This window comes from Methylobacter sp. S3L5C (assembly GCF_022788635.1).
Lineage (GTDB): Bacteria > Pseudomonadota > Gammaproteobacteria > Methylococcales > Methylomonadaceae > Methylobacter_C.
In genome coordinates this window covers 2,388,675-2,408,053 of the sequence record NZ_CP076024.1, presented here as the reverse complement: position 1 = coordinate 2,408,053, position 19,379 = coordinate 2,388,675, and the positions used below count along the sequence as shown (strand labels likewise).

Below are 19,379 nucleotides of genomic sequence, written 5' to 3'. Positions count from 1 at the left end.
TTAACTCTGACAACTGCTACAAAATACCGTTGAACGATTGGTCAGTCTTATTTCGGTTAAGGGTTGCAGGCAGTCGACACAAAGCAGTCCCTTACGACCATAAACCTTAAGTTGTTGCTTAAAATAACCGGGCTTGCCGGCTTCATTAACAAAATCTCGTAACGTGGTTCCACCTTCCTGGATAGCATGATGTAAAATAATCCTGATACACTCGGCAAGCTTTTGATAACGCGCCAGAGAGATCTTTCCGGCATGACGCGAAGGTAAAATACCCGCCATAAATAACGCTTCATTGGCATAGATATTACCGACACCCACCACAATATGACTATCCATAATAAATGACTTTACCGGCACTTTCCGGTTTCTGGATAAGGCATAAAGAAGCTCACCAGTAAAACCTGCCAACAAGGGTTCCGGGCCCAAATCTTTAAGTAGTTGATGCTCGGCTATCGGCGCTGAGGTCCATAGCACGGCACCAAACCGGCGTGGATCGTTAAATCGCAGCACCGTGTCGTCGTTGAAAATAAAATCAAGATGATCATGTTTACCAGGCCCCTGCCCGGTGGTCATAATCCGTAAACTGCCCGACATACCTAAATGCACCAGCATCGTACCGACATCGGTAGTAAACAGTAGATACTTTGCCCTTCTGGAAACTGACTTAATACGCAAACCCGTTAAAATATGGTTCAGTTCTTCAGGTACAGGCCAGCGTAATTTGGGTTGTCGAATAATAACCTGCTTAATCGTTTGCCCTTCAATATAAGGGGCAATACCACGGCAGGTTGTTTCAACTTCGGGTAATTCGGGCATCGTGATAGTGGCCTTTATTTTATTTTTGGTATGTAGACATTTGCCATGCCAAAGACTGCCAGCTCAATGTGACGAATGTGGCGCGGGTTCTTTTAAATTTTTTTTACGCAAAATATAACGCTCTGCAAGTTTTCCAGAGATGCGATTGCCATTATCATCCAGTTGAATCAGCCTATTTTCATCGACTAAATATTGCCGGGGAGTTGGGCTATTGCGTGGTGTTAAAACCAGGGTATTGCTTTTATTACCGGCAGTAAACTTCCCTTTTTCGGTAATTTCTTTTTCTGATTTACCAACGTATTGGGTAATCAACAAGTAACTGTTATTTTTGTTTAAAGCGAGTGCTGTTTTAATTCCTTGGCAATCATCACAAGGTAAAAAACCATAATAAATGCCAGGCCAATCAAGACTGTCTTGTGCGTGATGCCCGACATCATCCTTTGTTTCTGCCATTTCAGCAAAAACCGGCGTGTAATGAGAAAAAATTACGATAAAAAGAAAAAATTTCAGAAGCTTTTTAAATTGTCTACCTGCTATCATTTTAATCCTTGGCAAAAATCCTAGCATAGAAAAGATTTAAAGTAAAAAATCGAAGGCGCAGTGCAAGTTAAATTTGACCTATTAAATTATAAGTAACAAGTTTAAATAACGATTTATACCCAATCGATTATGATATTGTTTTTAACAATGCCTAGCTGGTTTTTCCATACTGTTTTACAAAAATTGGCAGCTTATATTAAGGTGTCAATCTAGACTGTTGGATTTAACGATAACTTAAATATGCCTTATCTATTACTCAATCTATTACTCAGTATGGTTTTGCTTGTTACTGGCTGCACCCTGCAAAAACAGGCGCAAGCACCTGCAATTTTAGCGGCAACGAATACCCCCTCAGCATTTACTATTCCTGACATTAGAGAACGAATGATCTATCTTGCCCGCCAGGAATGGGAGTTATTTGGCCGCCCGGAAGTTAATTATGATAGTGAACCGCCGACCATCACTTATCCTGATAAAGTTATCCACGGTCATGAAACCCTACCGCCTTTTTTTAGCCGGATATTCATGTATTGGTATAGGGCGACAGACTTACCGATAATCGGCTATGAAGGTGAAATCAGACCCTGGTCAGGCGCGTTTATTGTCTGGCTGGCCAGGAGTGCCGGCGTGCCTGAAAGCGATTTCCCCTCTACCGTTTTGCATTGGGATTATATTCAGTATGTGCTGATCGCTGGTTCCGAAAACAGCTTTGTAAGCCATCCCGTTAACGCTTATGCGCCCAAGCCCGGCGACATTATTTGTGCGCCACGAGGCGAAGAATTTATCCAGTCAATCCACAGTTATCAAGACTTAAGGCGTGGGCCTTACCACTGTGATTTAGTGGTTGCAAAACGGTTTGGTGAACTTGATGTAATAGGAGGCAATGTTATGGATGCAGTCAATTTAGCGCATATCAAACTGGATGGCGCAGGCAAGCTGCTACGCACAAAAGCCAGACCATGGTCATTGGTGATAGAACAGCGCAATTAAAATAGACCATAAAATTCTGTTCCATAACTTTATTTCAAGCATTTGCACATAAGTCCTGCATGCTATACTTGCCAGAAAACAGTGTTCTAAATAAAATCGACTTGCCTTATTAGCCGCCTCGACAGTCCTGACAAGCAAATATCATTGATCAGGCAGCCAATTTCAAAATTCCTATGCCTGACCATACCACAAAACCTCAACCATTAAGCTACCGCCTCAATTATTGGGCCAGACGGTTTGCCACACACAGCCCCTATCCTGCTTTCAGTATCGGTAACGATAATTTAGTATTCAGCGCTTCCAATAACCGCGAACACCCCCTCCCTTTGTTATCCATTAACTTGCCGGTGACGGTTAAAACAGGTTGGTTCTGGGATACCTTGATCATTACCCAGGAAGACGGAAAAATTTTTCGTTTTGGCGGTGTTGCCAAAAATAAGTCACAACAACTTCGGGTCACACTTAATCACCATACTTCGAACGCTTTTAAAGGTTTTTATCAGCAATTAGAACCCGCTTTACAACAAGCCATGCAAGAAGCCGAAGCACTTTTTTTCGGAAAACATTATATTCGGCAAGCGCTTGCCGAGCAATGGTTAAGCCAACATCAATTCTTATCTGACAGCCTTAAACGCAAAGACTGTCTTGATTATTTGACTAAAGAAGCATTGCAAAATTATCAACGAATAAGTCCACTCCTGGAACCCGGCCTTCAGCACATTAGCGTTTTAAACCACGCTTTTGTAAAACAGCAAGTCAGCCAATACCGCACTTTTTTTGATCAGGTAGAAAGTAATCCACTGACCGAACAGCAGCGTAAAGCCTGTGTGATTGATGAGCAGCACAATCTGATTCTGGCCGGTGCCGGCACCGGAAAAACCAGCACCATGATCGGCCGTGCCGGGTATTTAGTCAAAGCCGGTCTGGCACAACCAGCACAGATTTTACTGCTGGCCTATGCCAATAAAGCGGCCGAAGAAATGGACCAGCGCATTAAAGACAAATTGGGCATCGACAAACTGACTGTCAAAACCTTTCATAGCCTTGGCAAACATATCATCACTCAGGTTGAAGGCGAAGTGCCGCTTATTGATAAAATGGCCGAGGATGACCTGCTGCGGGTAAGTTTTGTTGATGGGCAGATTCAACAACTGCTTGACGACGATCGCTACAAGTCACGGATGATTAACTACTTCTTGCATTTTACGCATCCCTACAAAAACCCATTCAGCTTTAACAGCGTCGCTGCCTATAACGCTTACCTGCTGGAAAACGAGCTTCGTACCCTACAAGGCGAATTGGTAAAAAGCTACGAAGAATGTGAGATCGCCAATTTTCTTTATCGACAAGGTGTGACCTACCAATACGAAGCCAACTATGCGATTAACACAGCAGGGCCGGACTACAAAGCATACCAGCCGGACTTTTATCTGCCCGACTATAGCATATATATTGAACACTTTGCCGTTAATGAACACAACCAAACACCGGTGTTTATCGATCAAAAAAGCTATCTGGAAAGCATGGAATGGAAACGGGCCTTACACCACAAACACCATACATCCTTAATCGAAACTTACAGCTACCTGAAACAACAAGGTCGACTGACAATAACGCTAAGTGAAAAGTTGCTGGCAGCAGGCGTGCAATTTAATCCCCTGCCCCAAAACACGTTATTGGCAACACTCAAAGAACTGGGACGGGTTTCTGAGTTTAGTCAATTAATGGCGCAGATACTGGCTTTATTTAAAGCCGCGAATCTCAACATCAAACAATTGGTTGAATTGGCCAGTCAGCATGAAGACCATGAGCGCCTGCGAGCAGCCGCCTATTTATTTGAGCCGGTCTATGAAGCTTATCAGCAACAATTACGCGATGCCGCCAGCATTGATTTTGAAGATATGATTGGCTTGGCGATTGATTACGTTGAATCCGGATGCTATCAATCACCGTATCGTTATCTACTCGTCGATGAGTTTCAAGATATTTCCGCAAGTCGGGCACGGCTATTAAAAGCATTAATGGCGCAACAGCCTGAAAGCAGTCTGTTTTGTGTCGGCGATGACTGGCAATCGATTTACCGCTTTACCGGTAGTGATGTTTCAATGACGAAAAACTTCGAGACCCATTTTGGCGCAACGGCGACCAGCGTTCTCGACAAGACCTTTCGTTTCAACAACAAAATTGGTGATCTGGCTTCGCGCTTTGTTACACAAAATCCCGACCAAATCAAAAAACAGCTACGCAGCCATCACCGCATTAAACATAATGCAGTATCTTTGATTAAAACCAACCAAGACAACATCGGCATTCAAGCTGCTTTAACTGCCATTAGTACCAATGCAAACCAACCTGCCAGCGTCTTGCTACTGGCGCGCTTTAATTTTAAAAAGCCGGATGTTACGGCGTTAAAACGCCAGTATCCAGAGTTGACGATTAATTTTATGACTGCTCATGCCGCCAAAGGCAAAGAGGCCGATTATGTGGTGATATTGGGTCTGGACAAAGGCAAGCACGGTTTTCCGTCTGAAAAGCCTGTCCACCCATTATTGGAATGGTTACTACCCAAGGCCGAAGGTTACGAAAACGCCGAGGAGCGGCGCTTGTTTTATGTGGCGTTGACCCGGGCCAGACATCATGTTTATTTGATAACAAATGGTAATAATGCCTCACCATTTGTCAGGGAACTGATCAATAACCGTTACCCTGTTAATATCGATGAATTTACCGGCAACGGCTTTCAAGACAAGATAGCAGATATTCTCTGCAGTCACTGCCAAACTGGCTACAGGGTTCCAAAAGACAGTCAGTACGGCAGTTTTTTCGGCTGTAGCAATTATCCACTATGCGCTCATACCGAGCGTGCCTGCCAATGGTGTGGCGGTGGCTTGCAAATAAAAGGCAAGTTTAACGTCTGCGAAAATAAGCGCTGTGACTATACGGAACCCCTTTGTCCAAAATGTAACAATGCCTTAAGTTTGCGTAAAGGCCGTTACGGCCAATTCTGGGGCTGTACCAATTATCGTAAAGATATAGCATCTTCATGTACCTATACCGAGCCACTTATCAATAGTCAAGATACTAAACGGCAGTAACTTGATCCGGCAACCAAGGAATGGCAGTTTTGTGTGGTACGATAAAATCACGGCATTAAACAATAAAATTTGATCGGATCGCAGCGACTATTCATGACGCAAGAACATCACCGCAAGATTATTCATATCGATATGGACGCATTTTTTGCTGCTGTCGAACAACGTGATTGCCCGGCCTATCGTAACCGGCCTATTATCGTTGGCGGCAGCCCTGATGCTCGCGGCGTGGTGGCAACCTGTAGTTACGAAGCGCGGCGCTACGGCATTCATTCCGCGATGCCTTCAGCGCGTGCCTACCAACTTTGTCCTGACGCTATTTTTATTAAGCCGCATTATGATGCTTATAAAGAGGCATCCGTACAAATCCGGAAAATCTTTGCCGATTACTCAGAATTGGTTGAACCGCTGTCACTGGATGAAGCTTATCTGGATGTCAGTAACGCCAGTGTACTCCAAGGTTCTGCAACCTTGATTGCCAAAGCTGTTAAAGAAAAAATAAAACAGGACGTTGGACTGATTGCCTCGGCAGGTGTGTCTTATAATAAATTTCTGGCCAAACTGGCTTCGGATATGGATAAACCGGATGGTTTTTATTTAATTACCCCACAGCAAGGACCCGAGTTTGCCGAAAAGCTATCGGTCAGTAAATTTCACGGTATTGGCAAGGTAACGGCCGGTAAAATGCAGGCACTCGGTATAAAAACAGGCAAGGATTTACGGCGGTTATCGTTACTCTCCCTGCAACAGCATTTTGGCAAATCGGCCGCACATTATTACCATATTTGTCGGGGCATCGACCATCGCCCAGTCAATGGCAACAGAACCACAAAATCCGTAGGAGTGGAAACTACTTTTCAGCAGGATATAACATCCAGGCAAGAAATTCTCGGATACTTACAAGAGTTGTTAGAGAAAGCATTACAAAGAGCCGCCGACAAACAACTGGTAGCATACACACTGACTGTAAAAATAAAGTATCACAACTTTGTTCAGATTACCCGCAGTCGAACCTTGTCATATATGATAACTAAAGCCGACGGGCTTCTGGAAGAATTAATAAAAAATACCGATATTGGTAAAAGCAGTGTCAGGTTATTAGGTATTACGCTGTCTTCACTGGAAAATAAGCAGACCGGTATTCGTTTTCAGCAAACCGATTTATTCAGGGATTATTAACTTACCGGGAACGGCTCTATTTACACAAGTCCGGCTATCTTGCACCACTTGGGTATATTCATTCTTGGATATCGCCTAAATAAAAATGAAGTTTCCTGTCAATTCAGATAAATTTTTCATTAGGGACATAAATTATGTTGCCAACTTTTATTGCCAATAAATTTGGAATACTTTTTTTTGTGTTTTTTATAGCCATCATCGGCCTGATTATTTATAGAACGCCAGTACTTATTCCTGTGGGTTTTCCTTATGCCGCCAAAACTATCGATTCCGATCAATTAATTAAAAAAAAGCAGCCACTGAATGTTATTTTTGTTGATAGAACGTTGGAAAAAGGCCTCAATTTTAGTCATCAGCAAGGCGATGAACAGTTGGCAGGCATTGATGATTCACTGGGTTCCGGTGCTTGTGCTGCTGATTTTAATAATGATGGCTGGATTGATCTTTTTCTGGTTAACGGCTCAGGTCATACCCGCTATTATGGTCAACAGTATTGGTGGCAGTCATTTCAGGGAAATGCACTGTTTTTAAACGAAAGTGGCCAGGGATTTCGGGAGGCAACCTCGGCAAGTGGTTTACATAAAAAAATATGGGGCATGGGCTGTTTGACTGGCGATTTTGATAATGACGGTGACGCAGACCTGTTGGTAACCGGCAAGGAAAGCCGATTACTTTATAAAAACAAGGGCGATGGAACGTTTACTGATATCACTATGGAAAGCGGCCTTACCAGTCAGTTTTGGTCAACCTCTGCAGCCGCCGCTGATTTTAATGGCGATGGCTTACTGGATATTTACATCGGTAATTTTGTTGATTTTAAAAAAGGCCAAAAAACCTTTGAGGCAAATAGCCAGTTTACAGGAGATAAAAAAAATACCTTTGATTCGAGCCTGTATGCGGCGCAACCCAATCAACTTTACCTGAATTTGGGGGGACTAAAATTCAAAGAAATTGCCGCACAGGCAGGTGTCATTAATTCGGATGGACGGACACTGGATGTTAGTTGTCAGGATATTAATGGTGATGCGCTACCTGACCTGCTGGTCACCAATGATCGCGGGACAGGTTCCAATATGGCTTATCTTAATAGTGACGGAAAGCACTTTGAGCCAGGCGGTCAGGCATTGGGACTACGGTCTGCATTGGGTAATCGGGGTATTTCTTCAGGCGATTTGGATAACGATGGTTACATTGATTTTGTGCTGGCAAGTACACCCGGAGAAAGCACGGTTGCTTTAATTCAGGAATCAGCGGTAGTCGGTAAAAACACTTCGCTAGCGCATTATAAGGACCACGCACGGGAAATGGGGCTTGGTGGCAATCAATTTCTCAATCTTTCTGCCTGGACATCGATTGTTCAGGACTTTAACAATGATGGTTTCAATGATGTTTTTATTGCAGCAGGTCAATTGGAGCCGGATCCGGATGCTGCCAAAGTCAGTCAAGGACAACCCAAACAACTTTTACTTAATACTGGCAGTGGATATTTTACTGATGTCACCGCATCGGCCGGTATTGCCCTGCAAGATATGCAATCAGCGAGAGGAAGTGTGTCTGCTGATTTTGACAATGATGGCGATGTTGATCTCTATATCGCTCACAATAACGATTTGGGCCAGTATCTGGTTAATGAGTCACCCAAAAAACATTGGTTAGGCCTGAAACTAACAGGTACAAAATCCAACCGCGATGGTGTGGGAGCCGTTGTGCAACTGACTACCGCCAATGGCAAACAAATCCGTTCCGTAGTCAGTGGCGAGGGTTTTTTATCTGACGGCGATAAAAGAATAATTTTCGGCCTGGGAGATGAAGATAAAATTGACCAACTTATTATCAATTGGCCCAGTGGTCGCAAGCAGACTGTTAAATCAATATCGGTAGATCGTTATTGGCTGATCGAAGAAAACAACAACAAAATTGATGAACTGCCTGTTACTTCTGCGGTTAATGCGCCACGTCAGCATTTGCGCTTAAAACTTGGCGTCGAACAAGCCGAAATCCGCGCACGCTATATCAGGATGCTTGGACAAGCGGAGCATCCTGAACAGATTTTTCCCGAACTGATTATCGCTGCCAAAGATAATAATGCGCTGATTCGACGCGAAGTTATTGCAGTAGTGTCTCGCACAAATACGTTTCAGGGCTTAAGTATACTGATTCAAGGCCTGGAGGATAAAGATACTGTCAATGTTGTTGCCGCAATACAAGGTTTGCAGCATTATGAAGACGAAACGGCCATTAGGTGGCTGCTAAGGTTGTTCTCTCATAAAGACCCGGCAGTAAAAATTGCCCTTGCCGATTGCTTTGGCTTCTTCTTTCAAGAGGAAGAAGCCGTGGTTAATCGTAAATATCTTGCCGTTCCGTATCTGGTCCGTTTACTTGACGATACTGAGCCAAAGGTGCGAATTTCTGCTGCGCGTGCTTTAGCTAATGCGGAACGCTTTCGTGGTGTGCATTCATTACTTGATCATCTAAATGATACTGATGTATCTATACGGGCAGAAGCGGTGCGGACTTTGGGATTAATTCGGCAAACTAAAGCATTGCCACAACTGAGGCAGTTGGTGTCAGACGATATCCAGTCAGCACAGGTTATTGCAGATAGTTTTATTGCGCTAAAGCGGCTGGGCGATGAGACTGTTTTAAAAACACTTGAATCTTTCCTTATGGGACACGATATATTTGACACCATACCGGTAGAAAAACGTTTGGATGTATTTGCACATTTACTGGATCAAGCAGATGACGTTGGCTTATTTGATGCTGAACAACTCAATGGGCTTGCCCATAGGGCTTTTGACCAGTTTTCACCTAATACAGAGTCAACAGCTAAATCCACAAATTTAACCGGTCGCTGGATCGCTATCCGGCAACACATGACAGATCAGGCCAGCATTGATTGGTTAAGTCGACAAACTCAATCATCGCAAGAAAGTATACGGGCATCGGCATTTCAAGCCGTGCTTTCGCTAAAACCTGCTGATCGTAACTCTATTTTGCACAAGGCATTACAAGATGAGGATCTATCGATCAATCAGTGGGCAATTGAAGCGTTGTTACATGAAAAAAACAGGCTATCAAAAGAAGACTACAGAAAAATTCTTGTCAACCCCCAATTTCGCTCAATAGCGCTGCGAAGTTGGTCAAAAGTGGGTTTTCCAACAGAACTATCGACACTGATTAGTGCGCTTAACAGCGTTTTTTTATCTCAAACCGATACTGAAAATAAACACTTAGAGCACGATATACACAATAAATCTAATCAAGGTTTAGTCGTTAGAAAAATACCCGGCAAACCTTTAAATCAGCAATTAACCGATCTCGAACAACTATGTTTCAGCGCAAATATTGAGTTACAAGATTTTTGCCCCATGATCTTGTTTTCCAAAAATACACCAGAGCATCATCGTGTAGCCTTAAAACTGCTAAACAACCCGGTGTATTCAATAACCATACGACAAGCGGTTTTAAAGCAATATGGTATTGATTTTGATCAGGATGCTATTAATACATTATTTACCCTGGTCCAGACAAAAAAAGATCCCTTGCGAAATTCAGCGATACTTAAGCTGTTATCATTTAATGAAAATTCGTTACTTGAGTTTGCCAACAAAATAGCCGGCAATGTAGCAGAAGATAATGATGTTCGTTTTCAGGCTGTTGAGTTTATGACACGACAGGGGCATCCTGAAGCTCAAGAAATTCTGTATCGTTAACTAATATTACGTTACACAAGGATAGCCACATGAGCGAGCTAATCAACCCAATAAAAGTCGAACGATATCTGGCTAAACCCTTGGCAGCCCTGATTATTGCATTGGTCATAAGCGGTTATTTCAGTCTGTTTCTACCAGGTCTTTCCGTAGTTGAGCAATGGACCTACCTGCTTCATCTCTTGTTGGGAATATTGGTTACACTATTATTAGTTCCCTATATTTGGGTTCATTTTCTCAGAACTCTTGGCTTGCGAAGGCCGTGGCTGTCATTTTCAGGACTATTTTCCGCATTGGTATTTTTGGCACTTGCCGGTTCAGGCGTTTACATTGCTATGGAAGGTCAATCTGAAGCATTGCGTTGGATTTTTTTAGGACATATTTGGCTGGCGACAATCACACTGATTTTACTGGCCTTACATATTGTCTTTCATACTTTATCGTTATCGGATCGACGAAAAAAAAATGAGCCAAACCGGTTTCCGTCGTTATCAGGCGGTTTGTTCAAAATTACCATACGTTTGGTATTGGCCAGTATCCTATTGGTACTGCTTGCAACCGGCCTGTATCAGATAAGAGAAAATGCATTTAAAGATGTTTCAGCGATTGAACCATACGATTATTCTTACGGCAGTCAACCTTTCCGGCCTGGCCAAACGGAAACCAGTACCGGGGGATTCTTCGATGCAAAACGGCTAGGGAATTCCGAACGCTGTGCAACTTGCCATCTGGAAATTGCACAACAATGGAAAGCCTCAATCCATGCTCAGGCGGGTTCTGATAAAACCTATCAAACCAATATCCAGTTACTCTCAGAAAAAAAAGGAATAGCCGCGACTCGTTACTGCGAAGGTTGTCATGCACCAACCGCCTTACTGAGCGGGCAACTGACCAAAGGCGGAAGGCTTGATACACCGGGGCACCTGCAAGAGGGTGTAAGCTGCATGAGCTGCCATGGTATCGACCGTGTCGAACATGTTCAAGGCGTAGCCAGTTACCGCTTTAAACCGCCAGAACCTTATCTTTTCGAAGGCTCAGAGCAAACCTTGCCTACCTTAATTCATAACCTGCTAATACGACTAAAGCCTGAACAGCATAAAGCCGATCTTGCCCGACAGGTATTGGCAACGCCGGAACTTTGTGCGACTTGTCATGCCCAGTTTATGGATAAGGATTTTAATAACTGGGGCTGGGTAAAAATGCAGGATGACTATACCGCCTGGTTAAACAGTCCCTATTCCGGACAAACCCGTCAAAACTTTGCCAATGGCAGGCAGCGACGCTGTCAGGATTGCCATTTCCCACTTGAATTGGGAAAGGACCCTTCTGCCAACCAGGATGGCTTTATCAAAACACACTTTACTATCGGAGCCAACACCGCTATCCCCTGGGTTACTCAAAACCAGGCTCAATTGGAGCGTATCCGCCGGTTTTTAAGAGCAGACCAGATGCGCATTACTATTGATCGTCCCAATCGACCCGATGCCACCGAGAGTAATCAGCCTATTGACCCTAAACTGATCGAATCAACCGAAGCGCCCGGTTATTTTTATTTGGGAGAAACGATTAATATTAAGGTCGCAGTGACCAATGCCCAGGTCGGACATGCTTTTCCTGGCGGTACCACCGATATTAATGAAGCATGGATACAGTTTTTGGTGAAGGATGGGCAAGGGCACACGATTTATGAATCAGGTTATCTGAAGCAAGACAACAACGTTGAAGACACTGCGTATTTTTATAAATCGATCCCGATAGATAGAACCGGTAATGCCGTATGGCGGCACGACCTGTTTAACATGGTCGGTGATAGCTTTAAACGCATCATCCCTTCCGGTGGAACGGATATAACCAGCTATTCGTTTAAAGTACCCGATGATGTAAAAGGACCGTTAATTATCAGTGCCAGCCTGAACTATAGAAAACTCAACAACCAATATGCCAGGTGGGCGTTAAAAGATAATAAAGTTGAATTGCCTGTTGTTGAAATGGCAGTAGCTTCATTGCTGTTACCTATAAAAATAAAACCTGAGGTTACAGCGATAGAGCCGTAAATATTCCGACAGATATTACAGGAAAAGCGAAGATGGGAGGTTTACAAGACAAGCGATTTCGACATTGAAGTCATAAATCTTGACTGGCCGGTATGAGGGGAATTTTTATTTTAGATGATGGTGCATTGTGTAGCCGGGCAGTTGTCTGCCCGGCTACGATACAGATTATTTCTTTTTAGCGTTATTGCGTTCGTTTACTTCTTTAATAACTTCTTCTGCTACGTTTTTAGGACATGGCATATAGTGCGAGAATTCCATAGAGAATTGACCGCGACCTGAAGTCATGGTGCGTAAATCACCGATGTAACCGAACATTTCGCTCAATGGTACATCTGATTTGATACGCACGCCACTTACGCCAGCATCTTGAGATTTTATCATGCCACGGCGACGATTAAGGTCACCAATAACATCACCCACATGATCTGATGGAGTAAAGGTATCTACAGCCATAATTGGTTCAATCAATTGTGGACTGGCTTTTGGAATTGACTGACGGAAAGCCGCTTTCGCAGCAATTTCAAAGGCAATCGCAGAGGAGTCAACCGCGTGGAATGCACCATCGGTTAAGATAACTTTAAAGTCCAAACAAGGGAAGCCGGCCAAAACACCTTTATCCAACATGCTTTTGAAGCCTTTTTCAACAGCAGGCCAGTATTCGCGTGGTACGTTACCGCCAGTAACTGCTGATTGAAAGACAAAGCCTGAACCGGGTTCACCGGGCTCAATGATATAGTTGATCTTGCCGTATTGGCCTGAACCACCTGATTGCTTCTTATGAGTATATTCGTCTTCAACCGCTTTGGTAATGGTTTCACGGTAAGCTACTTGAGGTTTACCGACAACAACATCAACGCCATGGGTACGTCTTAAGATATCAACTTTAATGTCAAGATGTAACTCGCCCATGCCTTTAAGAATGGTTTCACCACTGTCTTCATCAGTTTCAACGTGGAAAGAAGGATCTTCCTGAATCATTTTACCCAGTGCGATACCCATTTTTTCAGAAGCGGCTTTATCTTTTGGTGATATAGCCAGTGAAATAACGGGATCAGGGAATACCATCGGTTCTAATGTTGCAGGGAATTTTGGATCACACAAAGTGTGACCGGTTTGCACATTCTTCATACCCAGAACAGCAACAATATCACCTGCTTGTGCAGATTCAAGCTCGGCACGAACATCGGCATGCATTTCAACGATACGACCGATACGCTCGGTTTTACCGGTAAACGTATTTAATACTGACGTACCTTTTTCCAGTTTTCCGGAATAGATACGTAAGAAGGTCAATGCGCCAAAACGGTCATCCATAATTTTAAATGCCAAGGCACGTAACGGTTTTTCCGCATCAACGATAGCAAAAAGACCTGTTGGGTTGCCTTCCATATCGACTTCAGGCTGTGGCTTAACTTCTGTTGGAGAAGGCAAATAATCAATAACGCCATCAAGAACCAGTTGTACGCCTTTGTTTTTGAAAGATGAACCACAGAAAGTCGGGAAGAAATCCAGGTTAATGGTACCTTTACGGATACAACGCTTAATGGTATCGATATCAGGTTCTTCACCTTCAAGATATTTTTCCATAACGTCATCAAATTGATCAGCAACTTCATCAATCAATTTTTCGCGCCATTTTTCAGTGTCTGCGACCATGTCAGCAGGAACATCCTGAATGGTATAGTTCATTGGGTCGCCAGAATCATCCCATATCCACGCCTTACGGGTTAATACATCAACCACACCGGTAAACTGGTCTTCAGTACCAATAGGCAGCGTCATAACCAATGGGTGAGCGCCCAGTACTTCTTCAACCTGTTTAACTACACGGTAGAAGTCTGCACCAATACGATCCAGCTTATTGATATAAATAACACGAGCAACTTCAGAGTCATTCGCATAACGCCAGTTGGTTTCTGATTGAGGCTCTACACCACCTGAACCACAAAAAACGCCGATACCACCATCCAATACTTTAAGAGAACGGTAAACTTCGATAGTAAAGTCAACGTGTCCCGGGGTGTCAATAATATTAAAACGATAATCTTTCCAAAAACAAGTCGTTGCCGCTGACTGAATGGTAATACCACGCTCACGCTCTTGGTCCATAAAGTCGGTAGTGGTTTCGCCATCATGCACTTCACCGATTTTATGAATTTTACCTGTCAGCTTTAAAATCCGCTCGGTGGTTGTTGTTTTACCGGCATCGACGTGAGCGAAGATGCCGATATTTCTATAATGCGCTAAATCTGTCATGTTTTTACTCTAAAGTTGGGCATAAAAAACTTTTTTGGTGACCACCCGTGAGTATCAACTCAGGAGGGTTCTTACTGGGGCATGCGATACCTTGCCGTAAACTACAGTCATTATAACCTAAGACCGTAGCGGCAAGGCATGGTGAAACGTGTCGAATACTTGCAGGTAGCTCAAGCCAAGTGAGGTGGCACTTTACAAGTCACCATCGCCGCTCACTCATCCAGCTTTTAAAGCCCGCTATTTTAACCTGAAAACTTGGCAAAAATACAGGAAAAACCCTGTGTTATATTTAGATGCCATAAAAAAGTACCATTTTTGGGTTTTTTATTGTGTTGTTACCGGCAAATAATAAAATTTTCCCAGATATACACAAGTCTTGTGGATAACGCTGTGCATTAACTGTTACCTAAGGCTCTTAACAGCCGTTTTTATTACCGTTTTGTTAAATTGTACAAAAATAAGACAATCTACACTCTAAAATTAATATCAATGACTTACGTTGTAGCAAGCGTTAAGCAAGTATTTACTCAAATTGCTTTATCAAATCAGCTTAAATCTGCACCAATCCATAGAGAAACGGGCGCAAAATATTGAACAGTCCTGTTAGTCGGCATAGGTCAAAACTGGTGCCGAGGCAAACAGCAAACAAATAGTCAGCAAAGTTTCCCATGCATCACCTTGTTCCTGCCCCTTGATTTGTCTGTCGGCCTTGGCGCTCAGAACCAATATACTATTTAAATCGCTATTACCAAGCCTGTTCAACGCGTTACTAACCAGTTGCTTACGTTTATCCCAGATTTGATTTTTTTTAAACACGACGTCTTTATTTTGTCCTTGAGAGAGCGCCAATTTTATTTTTATTAATAACCTGGCATCACGTGTCAAAGCCCACAATACAATCGGCGAGGCAATACCTTCCGATCGCAAGCCTGACAATACCTTGAATATACGGTTGACGCTGGCAGACAAGACGCTATCCATCAGTTTAAATACATCGTATCTTGAGCTATCGGCGACAACCTCTAAAATCTGCTGATTGCTAAGGTTGCCGGTTCCGTAAAGCACATAAAGCTTTTCTATTTCCTGAGCGGCAGCCAGCAAATTCCCTTCAACTCTGGATGCCAATACTCGCAAACCCTCTACTTCAGCGTGTAATCCGCGTTGCTGCATTCTTTGTTGTAGCCAGCGGATTAAATCCTGACCCTCCAATGGCCAAACCTGAATAACAACACCCACTTTATCCAGCGCTTCAAACCAACGGGATTTTAATGCACTACCGGCTATTTTCCCCGCAGTAATGAGTAATAAAGTGTCTTCAGGTACTCGTTGGCAATAAGCAATCAACGCTTTAGAGCCCTCTGTTCCTGGGGTACCCGATGGCAATCGTAAATCAATAATTTTTTTATCCGCAAAAATAGATAAAGAATCAGCCGTAAATGCCAACTGATTCCATTCAAATCCTGTTTCCGCTGAAATAATCTCACGGCTGTCAAAGCCTGCTTTTTTTGCTGACTTTCTTACTCCATCGGCCATTTCACCTAACTGCAATGGCTCATCGCCACTGATAAAGTACACCGGCTTCAAACCCTTTTGTAGATCGGCACTTAATTGTTCAGGCTTAATGCGCATATTATTTGGGCTTGGCTCCCAACAGCATTCTGGCACGGTTAACAATTGTACGTACGGCTTGTTGATACATTTCGTTACGTATCACTAATTCTTCGTTACCTTGTGCAATAACAGCCAACTGATCATTATAATATTCACGCTTGATTTCGACAGGCTCACGCGCCATCAGTAGTTGATTGTTAGCACCAACCAATTCAAAATCAAAACGATAGCCCAATTCAAAATCGTTAGCGGCCCCCCCTGCACCCAGTGATAACACCCTGCGTTCACTATCTTCGCCGGAAATTTTGACAATCATACCTGCCGTCTCAGGAGAACTTGCCATTGGCACAGAAGAAATATCCATGGCACGTACAAATTGTTCGCGTAACTGTCCTGAACCACCCTCCAAATAAACATTTTTCAGGCCTGCAGGCAGCTGCAGAGGACCCCGTAAATGATAACCACAAGCGCTTACTAACAAAGCGAAAGTTAAGATAAGCATTTTTTTTACCAGCACACGCAACTCCATTAAAACAATCAATTAGTGGGCAACAAAATCACCCACTAATCTTTTTAAAGGGCAACCAAAATCGCCCTACATAATTTAAACAACAATATTAATCAATTTTTTAGGCACGACGATCACTTTTTTGATGGGTTTACCTTCAATAAAGCGCAGGGCATTTTCATCACTCAACGCCATAGTTTTAATTTCATCTATTGAAGCCGTTGCCAAAACACAAATTTTACTGCGTAATTTACCGTTAACCTGTATCACCATCTCGATTGAATCCTGCTCTAAGGCAGTACTGTCCAATTCGGGCCATGATACGCTAACCACTGCTTGATGATGACCTAAGTCTTTCCAAAGTTGATCGCATATATGTGGCACTATCGGTGCCAGCATCAAGACAATCGCTTCCAAAGCTTCCTGACGAACGGCTTTGCCATTATCGGAAGCATCGGTAAATTTGGATAAAGTATTGACCAATTCCATGTTGGCGGCAATTGCGGTATTAAAAATAATACGCACACCAATATCATGACTGACTTTTTGGATGGTTTGATGTACCTGGCGGCGAACGGTTTGCTGCTCTTCGGTTAACGACGATTTATCAACTGGTTGCGGAGACCCGCCCGCTTCACTATGTAAATACGCCTGTTTCCAGAGTCTTTTCAAAAATCTGAATGCCCCTTCAACACCACTATCAGACCATTCCAGAGATTGTTCAGGCGGGGCTGCAAACATAATAAACAAACGTACCGTGTCCGCACCATATTGATCAATCAAACCTTGTGGATCAACAGTATTACCCTTGGACTTGGACATTTTAGTGCCGTCTTTTAGCACCATACCTTGTGTCAACAACTTTTTAAACGGCTCGTCACAGACCAACAAACCTTCATCACGTAATAACTTGGTATAAAACCGCGCATATAACAAGTGTAAAATCGCATGTTCTATACCACCGATATAATGATCAACCGGCAACCAGTATTTGGCACTGTTATCAAGCATGGTATCCGGGTTATTACCTGAAAACCGCGCAAAATACCACGACGATTCCATAAAAGTATCAAAGGTATCGGTTTCGCGGCGAGCGGCTTTACCGCAAGACGGGCAGTCAACGTGGGAAAAAGTCGGATGCGCTACCAAAGGCGATTGTGAACCGTCAAGCACCACATCTCGTGGTAATTGCACCGGCAAATCCTGCTCCGGCACAGGCACAGTGCCACAATCATCACAATAAATAATGGGGATTGGTGCACCCCAATAACGTTGACGGGAAACACCCCAATCACGTAAACGGAAATTGGTTTTTCGCTCGCCTTTTTGGTCTTTTTCCAGAACTTTGGAAATAGCCACAAAAGCCTGTTCTGAAGTTAACCCATCAAACTCACCTGAATGACGCAATAGCCCTTTTGCGGTATAAGCTTCTTCTGTACAATCGCCGGCATTTTCAGCATCATCAGCAAAAATCACTTGCTTAATGGCAATGCCGTATTTTTTTGCAAACTCAAAATCACGTTGATCATGAGCAGGTACTGCCATTACTGCACCAGTGCCGTAACCCATTAACACGAAATTGGCTATCCAGACAGGTACTTGCTCACCGGAAACGGGATGCAAAGCTTTAATACCGGAATCAATGCCGCGTTTTTCCATGGTTTCCATGGCTGCTTCAGAAGTTTCCATCATTTTGCATTCGTTAATGAACACACTGATATCATCATTACTTTCGGCAGCTTTTAACGCCAGTGGATGTTCAGCAGCAACGGCCAGATAAGTTACTCCCATTAAGGTGTCAGGGCGCGTGGTATATATCCGCAAGGGCTGATCCATGCCCACTACCGGAAAATCCATCTCCACACCTTCAGAACGCCCTATCCAATTAGCCTGCATGGTCTTAACCTGTTCCGGCCAACCATCTAATGCTTCAAGTGAAGCAAGTAATTCATCAGCATAAGCCGTGATTTTTAAAAACCACTGCGCGATTTCCTTGCGCTCGACTTGTGTATCGCAACGCCAGCAACAACCATCAATAACCTGCTCATTGGCCAGAACTGTCATGTCATTTGGACACCAGTTAACCGGTGCGGTTTTTTTATAAACCAGGCCTTTGGCCAACAATTTAAGAAAAAACCATTGCTCCCACTTATAATATTCCGGATCACAAGTCGCTAATTCGCGACTCCAATCATAACCAAAGCCGAGTCGCTTAAGCTGATCACGCATATAATCGATATTTTCATACGTCCAGTCAGCAGGATGAACGCCATGTTGCATCGCCGCATTTTCTGCGGGAAGCCCAAAAGCATCCCAGCCCATAGGCTGCAAAACATTTTTCCCGAGCATGCGTTGATAACGACTGATGACATCGCCAATAGTGTAATTACGCACATGACCCATGTGCAATTTACCACTAGGATAAGGGAACATGGATAAGCAATAATACTTTTCCTGAGTAGAAGATTCCGAGACGTTAAATACCCCTGAAGCTTCCCATGCAGCCTGCACTTCTTGCTCAATAGCGAGCGGTTGATAATTTTCTTGCATCCTTCTCGTCTTTTACCGGTCAAAAGCGTTAGAATACCGCACAGTTGCTTAAATCTAAAGCGCCATTTTT

At 43.5% G+C, this 19,379-nt stretch carries 11 protein-coding genes; 5 read left to right on the top strand and 6 right to left on the bottom strand.

The features are described from left to right. Positions 1 to 816, bottom strand: coding sequence for a bifunctional DNA-formamidopyrimidine glycosylase/DNA-(apurinic or apyrimidinic site) lyase (mutM, locus tag KKZ03_RS10690; protein WP_243221526.1), 816 nt, complete (start codon positions 814 to 816; stop codon positions 1 to 3). Between the two features lie 63 nt (positions 817 to 879). Continuing rightward, positions 880 to 1,269, bottom strand: a complete 390-nt coding sequence (locus KKZ03_RS10685; RefSeq protein ID WP_243221525.1) for a copper resistance protein NlpE — start codon at positions 1,267 to 1,269, stop codon at positions 880 to 882. A 327-nt stretch (positions 1,270 to 1,596) separates the two neighbouring features. Between KKZ03_RS10685 and KKZ03_RS10680 the strand changes: the two genes are divergently transcribed. From KKZ03_RS10680 to KKZ03_RS10660, 5 genes are all read left to right on the top strand, one after another. Further along, positions 1,597 to 2,346, top strand: a complete 750-nt coding sequence (locus KKZ03_RS10680; RefSeq protein WP_243221524.1) for a DUF2272 domain-containing protein — start codon at positions 1,597 to 1,599, stop codon at positions 2,344 to 2,346. Positions 2,347 to 2,519: 173 nt separating this feature from the next. Next, complete coding sequence (locus KKZ03_RS10675; protein WP_243221523.1) at positions 2,520 to 5,441, top strand: UvrD-helicase domain-containing protein; 2,922 nt, start codon at positions 2,520 to 2,522, stop codon at positions 5,439 to 5,441. A gap of 93 nt (positions 5,442 to 5,534) precedes the next feature. Beyond that, positions 5,535 to 6,617, top strand: a complete 1,083-nt coding sequence (gene dinB / locus KKZ03_RS10670) for a DNA polymerase IV (RefSeq protein ID WP_243221522.1) — start codon at positions 5,535 to 5,537, stop codon at positions 6,615 to 6,617. 134 nt (positions 6,618 to 6,751) lie between these two features. Next, positions 6,752 to 10,333, top strand: coding sequence for an FG-GAP-like repeat-containing protein (locus tag KKZ03_RS10665; protein WP_243221521.1), 3,582 nt, complete (start codon positions 6,752 to 6,754; stop codon positions 10,331 to 10,333). A gap of 29 nt (positions 10,334 to 10,362) precedes the next feature. Continuing rightward, positions 10,363 to 12,384 carry a multiheme c-type cytochrome gene (locus KKZ03_RS10660; RefSeq protein WP_243221520.1) on the top strand — a complete coding sequence of 674 codons (2,022 nt, stop codon included), beginning with the start codon at positions 10,363 to 10,365 and terminating at the stop codon, positions 12,382 to 12,384. Positions 12,385 to 12,549: 165 nt separating this feature from the next. Here the strand turns inward: KKZ03_RS10660 and fusA are convergent, their stop codons facing one another. The 4 genes from fusA to leuS all read right to left on the bottom strand — a co-directional run bounded on the left by fusA (position 12,550) and on the right by leuS (position 19,309). Next, entirely contained in the window at positions 12,550 to 14,640 is a 2,091-nt protein-coding gene (gene fusA, locus KKZ03_RS10655) for an elongation factor G (RefSeq protein WP_243221519.1), read from the bottom strand. Positions 14,641 to 15,243: 603 nt separating this feature from the next. Beyond that, complete coding sequence (gene holA / locus KKZ03_RS10650) at positions 15,244 to 16,269, bottom strand: DNA polymerase III subunit delta (RefSeq protein ID WP_243221518.1); 1,026 nt, start codon at positions 16,267 to 16,269, stop codon at positions 15,244 to 15,246. Between the two features lies 1 nt (position 16,270). Next, positions 16,271 to 16,753 carry an LPS assembly lipoprotein LptE gene (gene lptE, locus KKZ03_RS10645; protein ID WP_243221517.1) on the bottom strand — a complete coding sequence of 161 codons (483 nt, stop codon included), beginning with the start codon at positions 16,751 to 16,753 and terminating at the stop codon, positions 16,271 to 16,273. Between the two features lie 102 nt (positions 16,754 to 16,855). Next, positions 16,856 to 19,309 carry a leucine--tRNA ligase gene (gene leuS / locus KKZ03_RS10640; RefSeq protein WP_243221515.1) on the bottom strand — a complete coding sequence of 818 codons (2,454 nt, stop codon included), beginning with the start codon at positions 19,307 to 19,309 and terminating at the stop codon, positions 16,856 to 16,858. Positions 19,310 to 19,379: the final 70 nt, after the last annotated feature.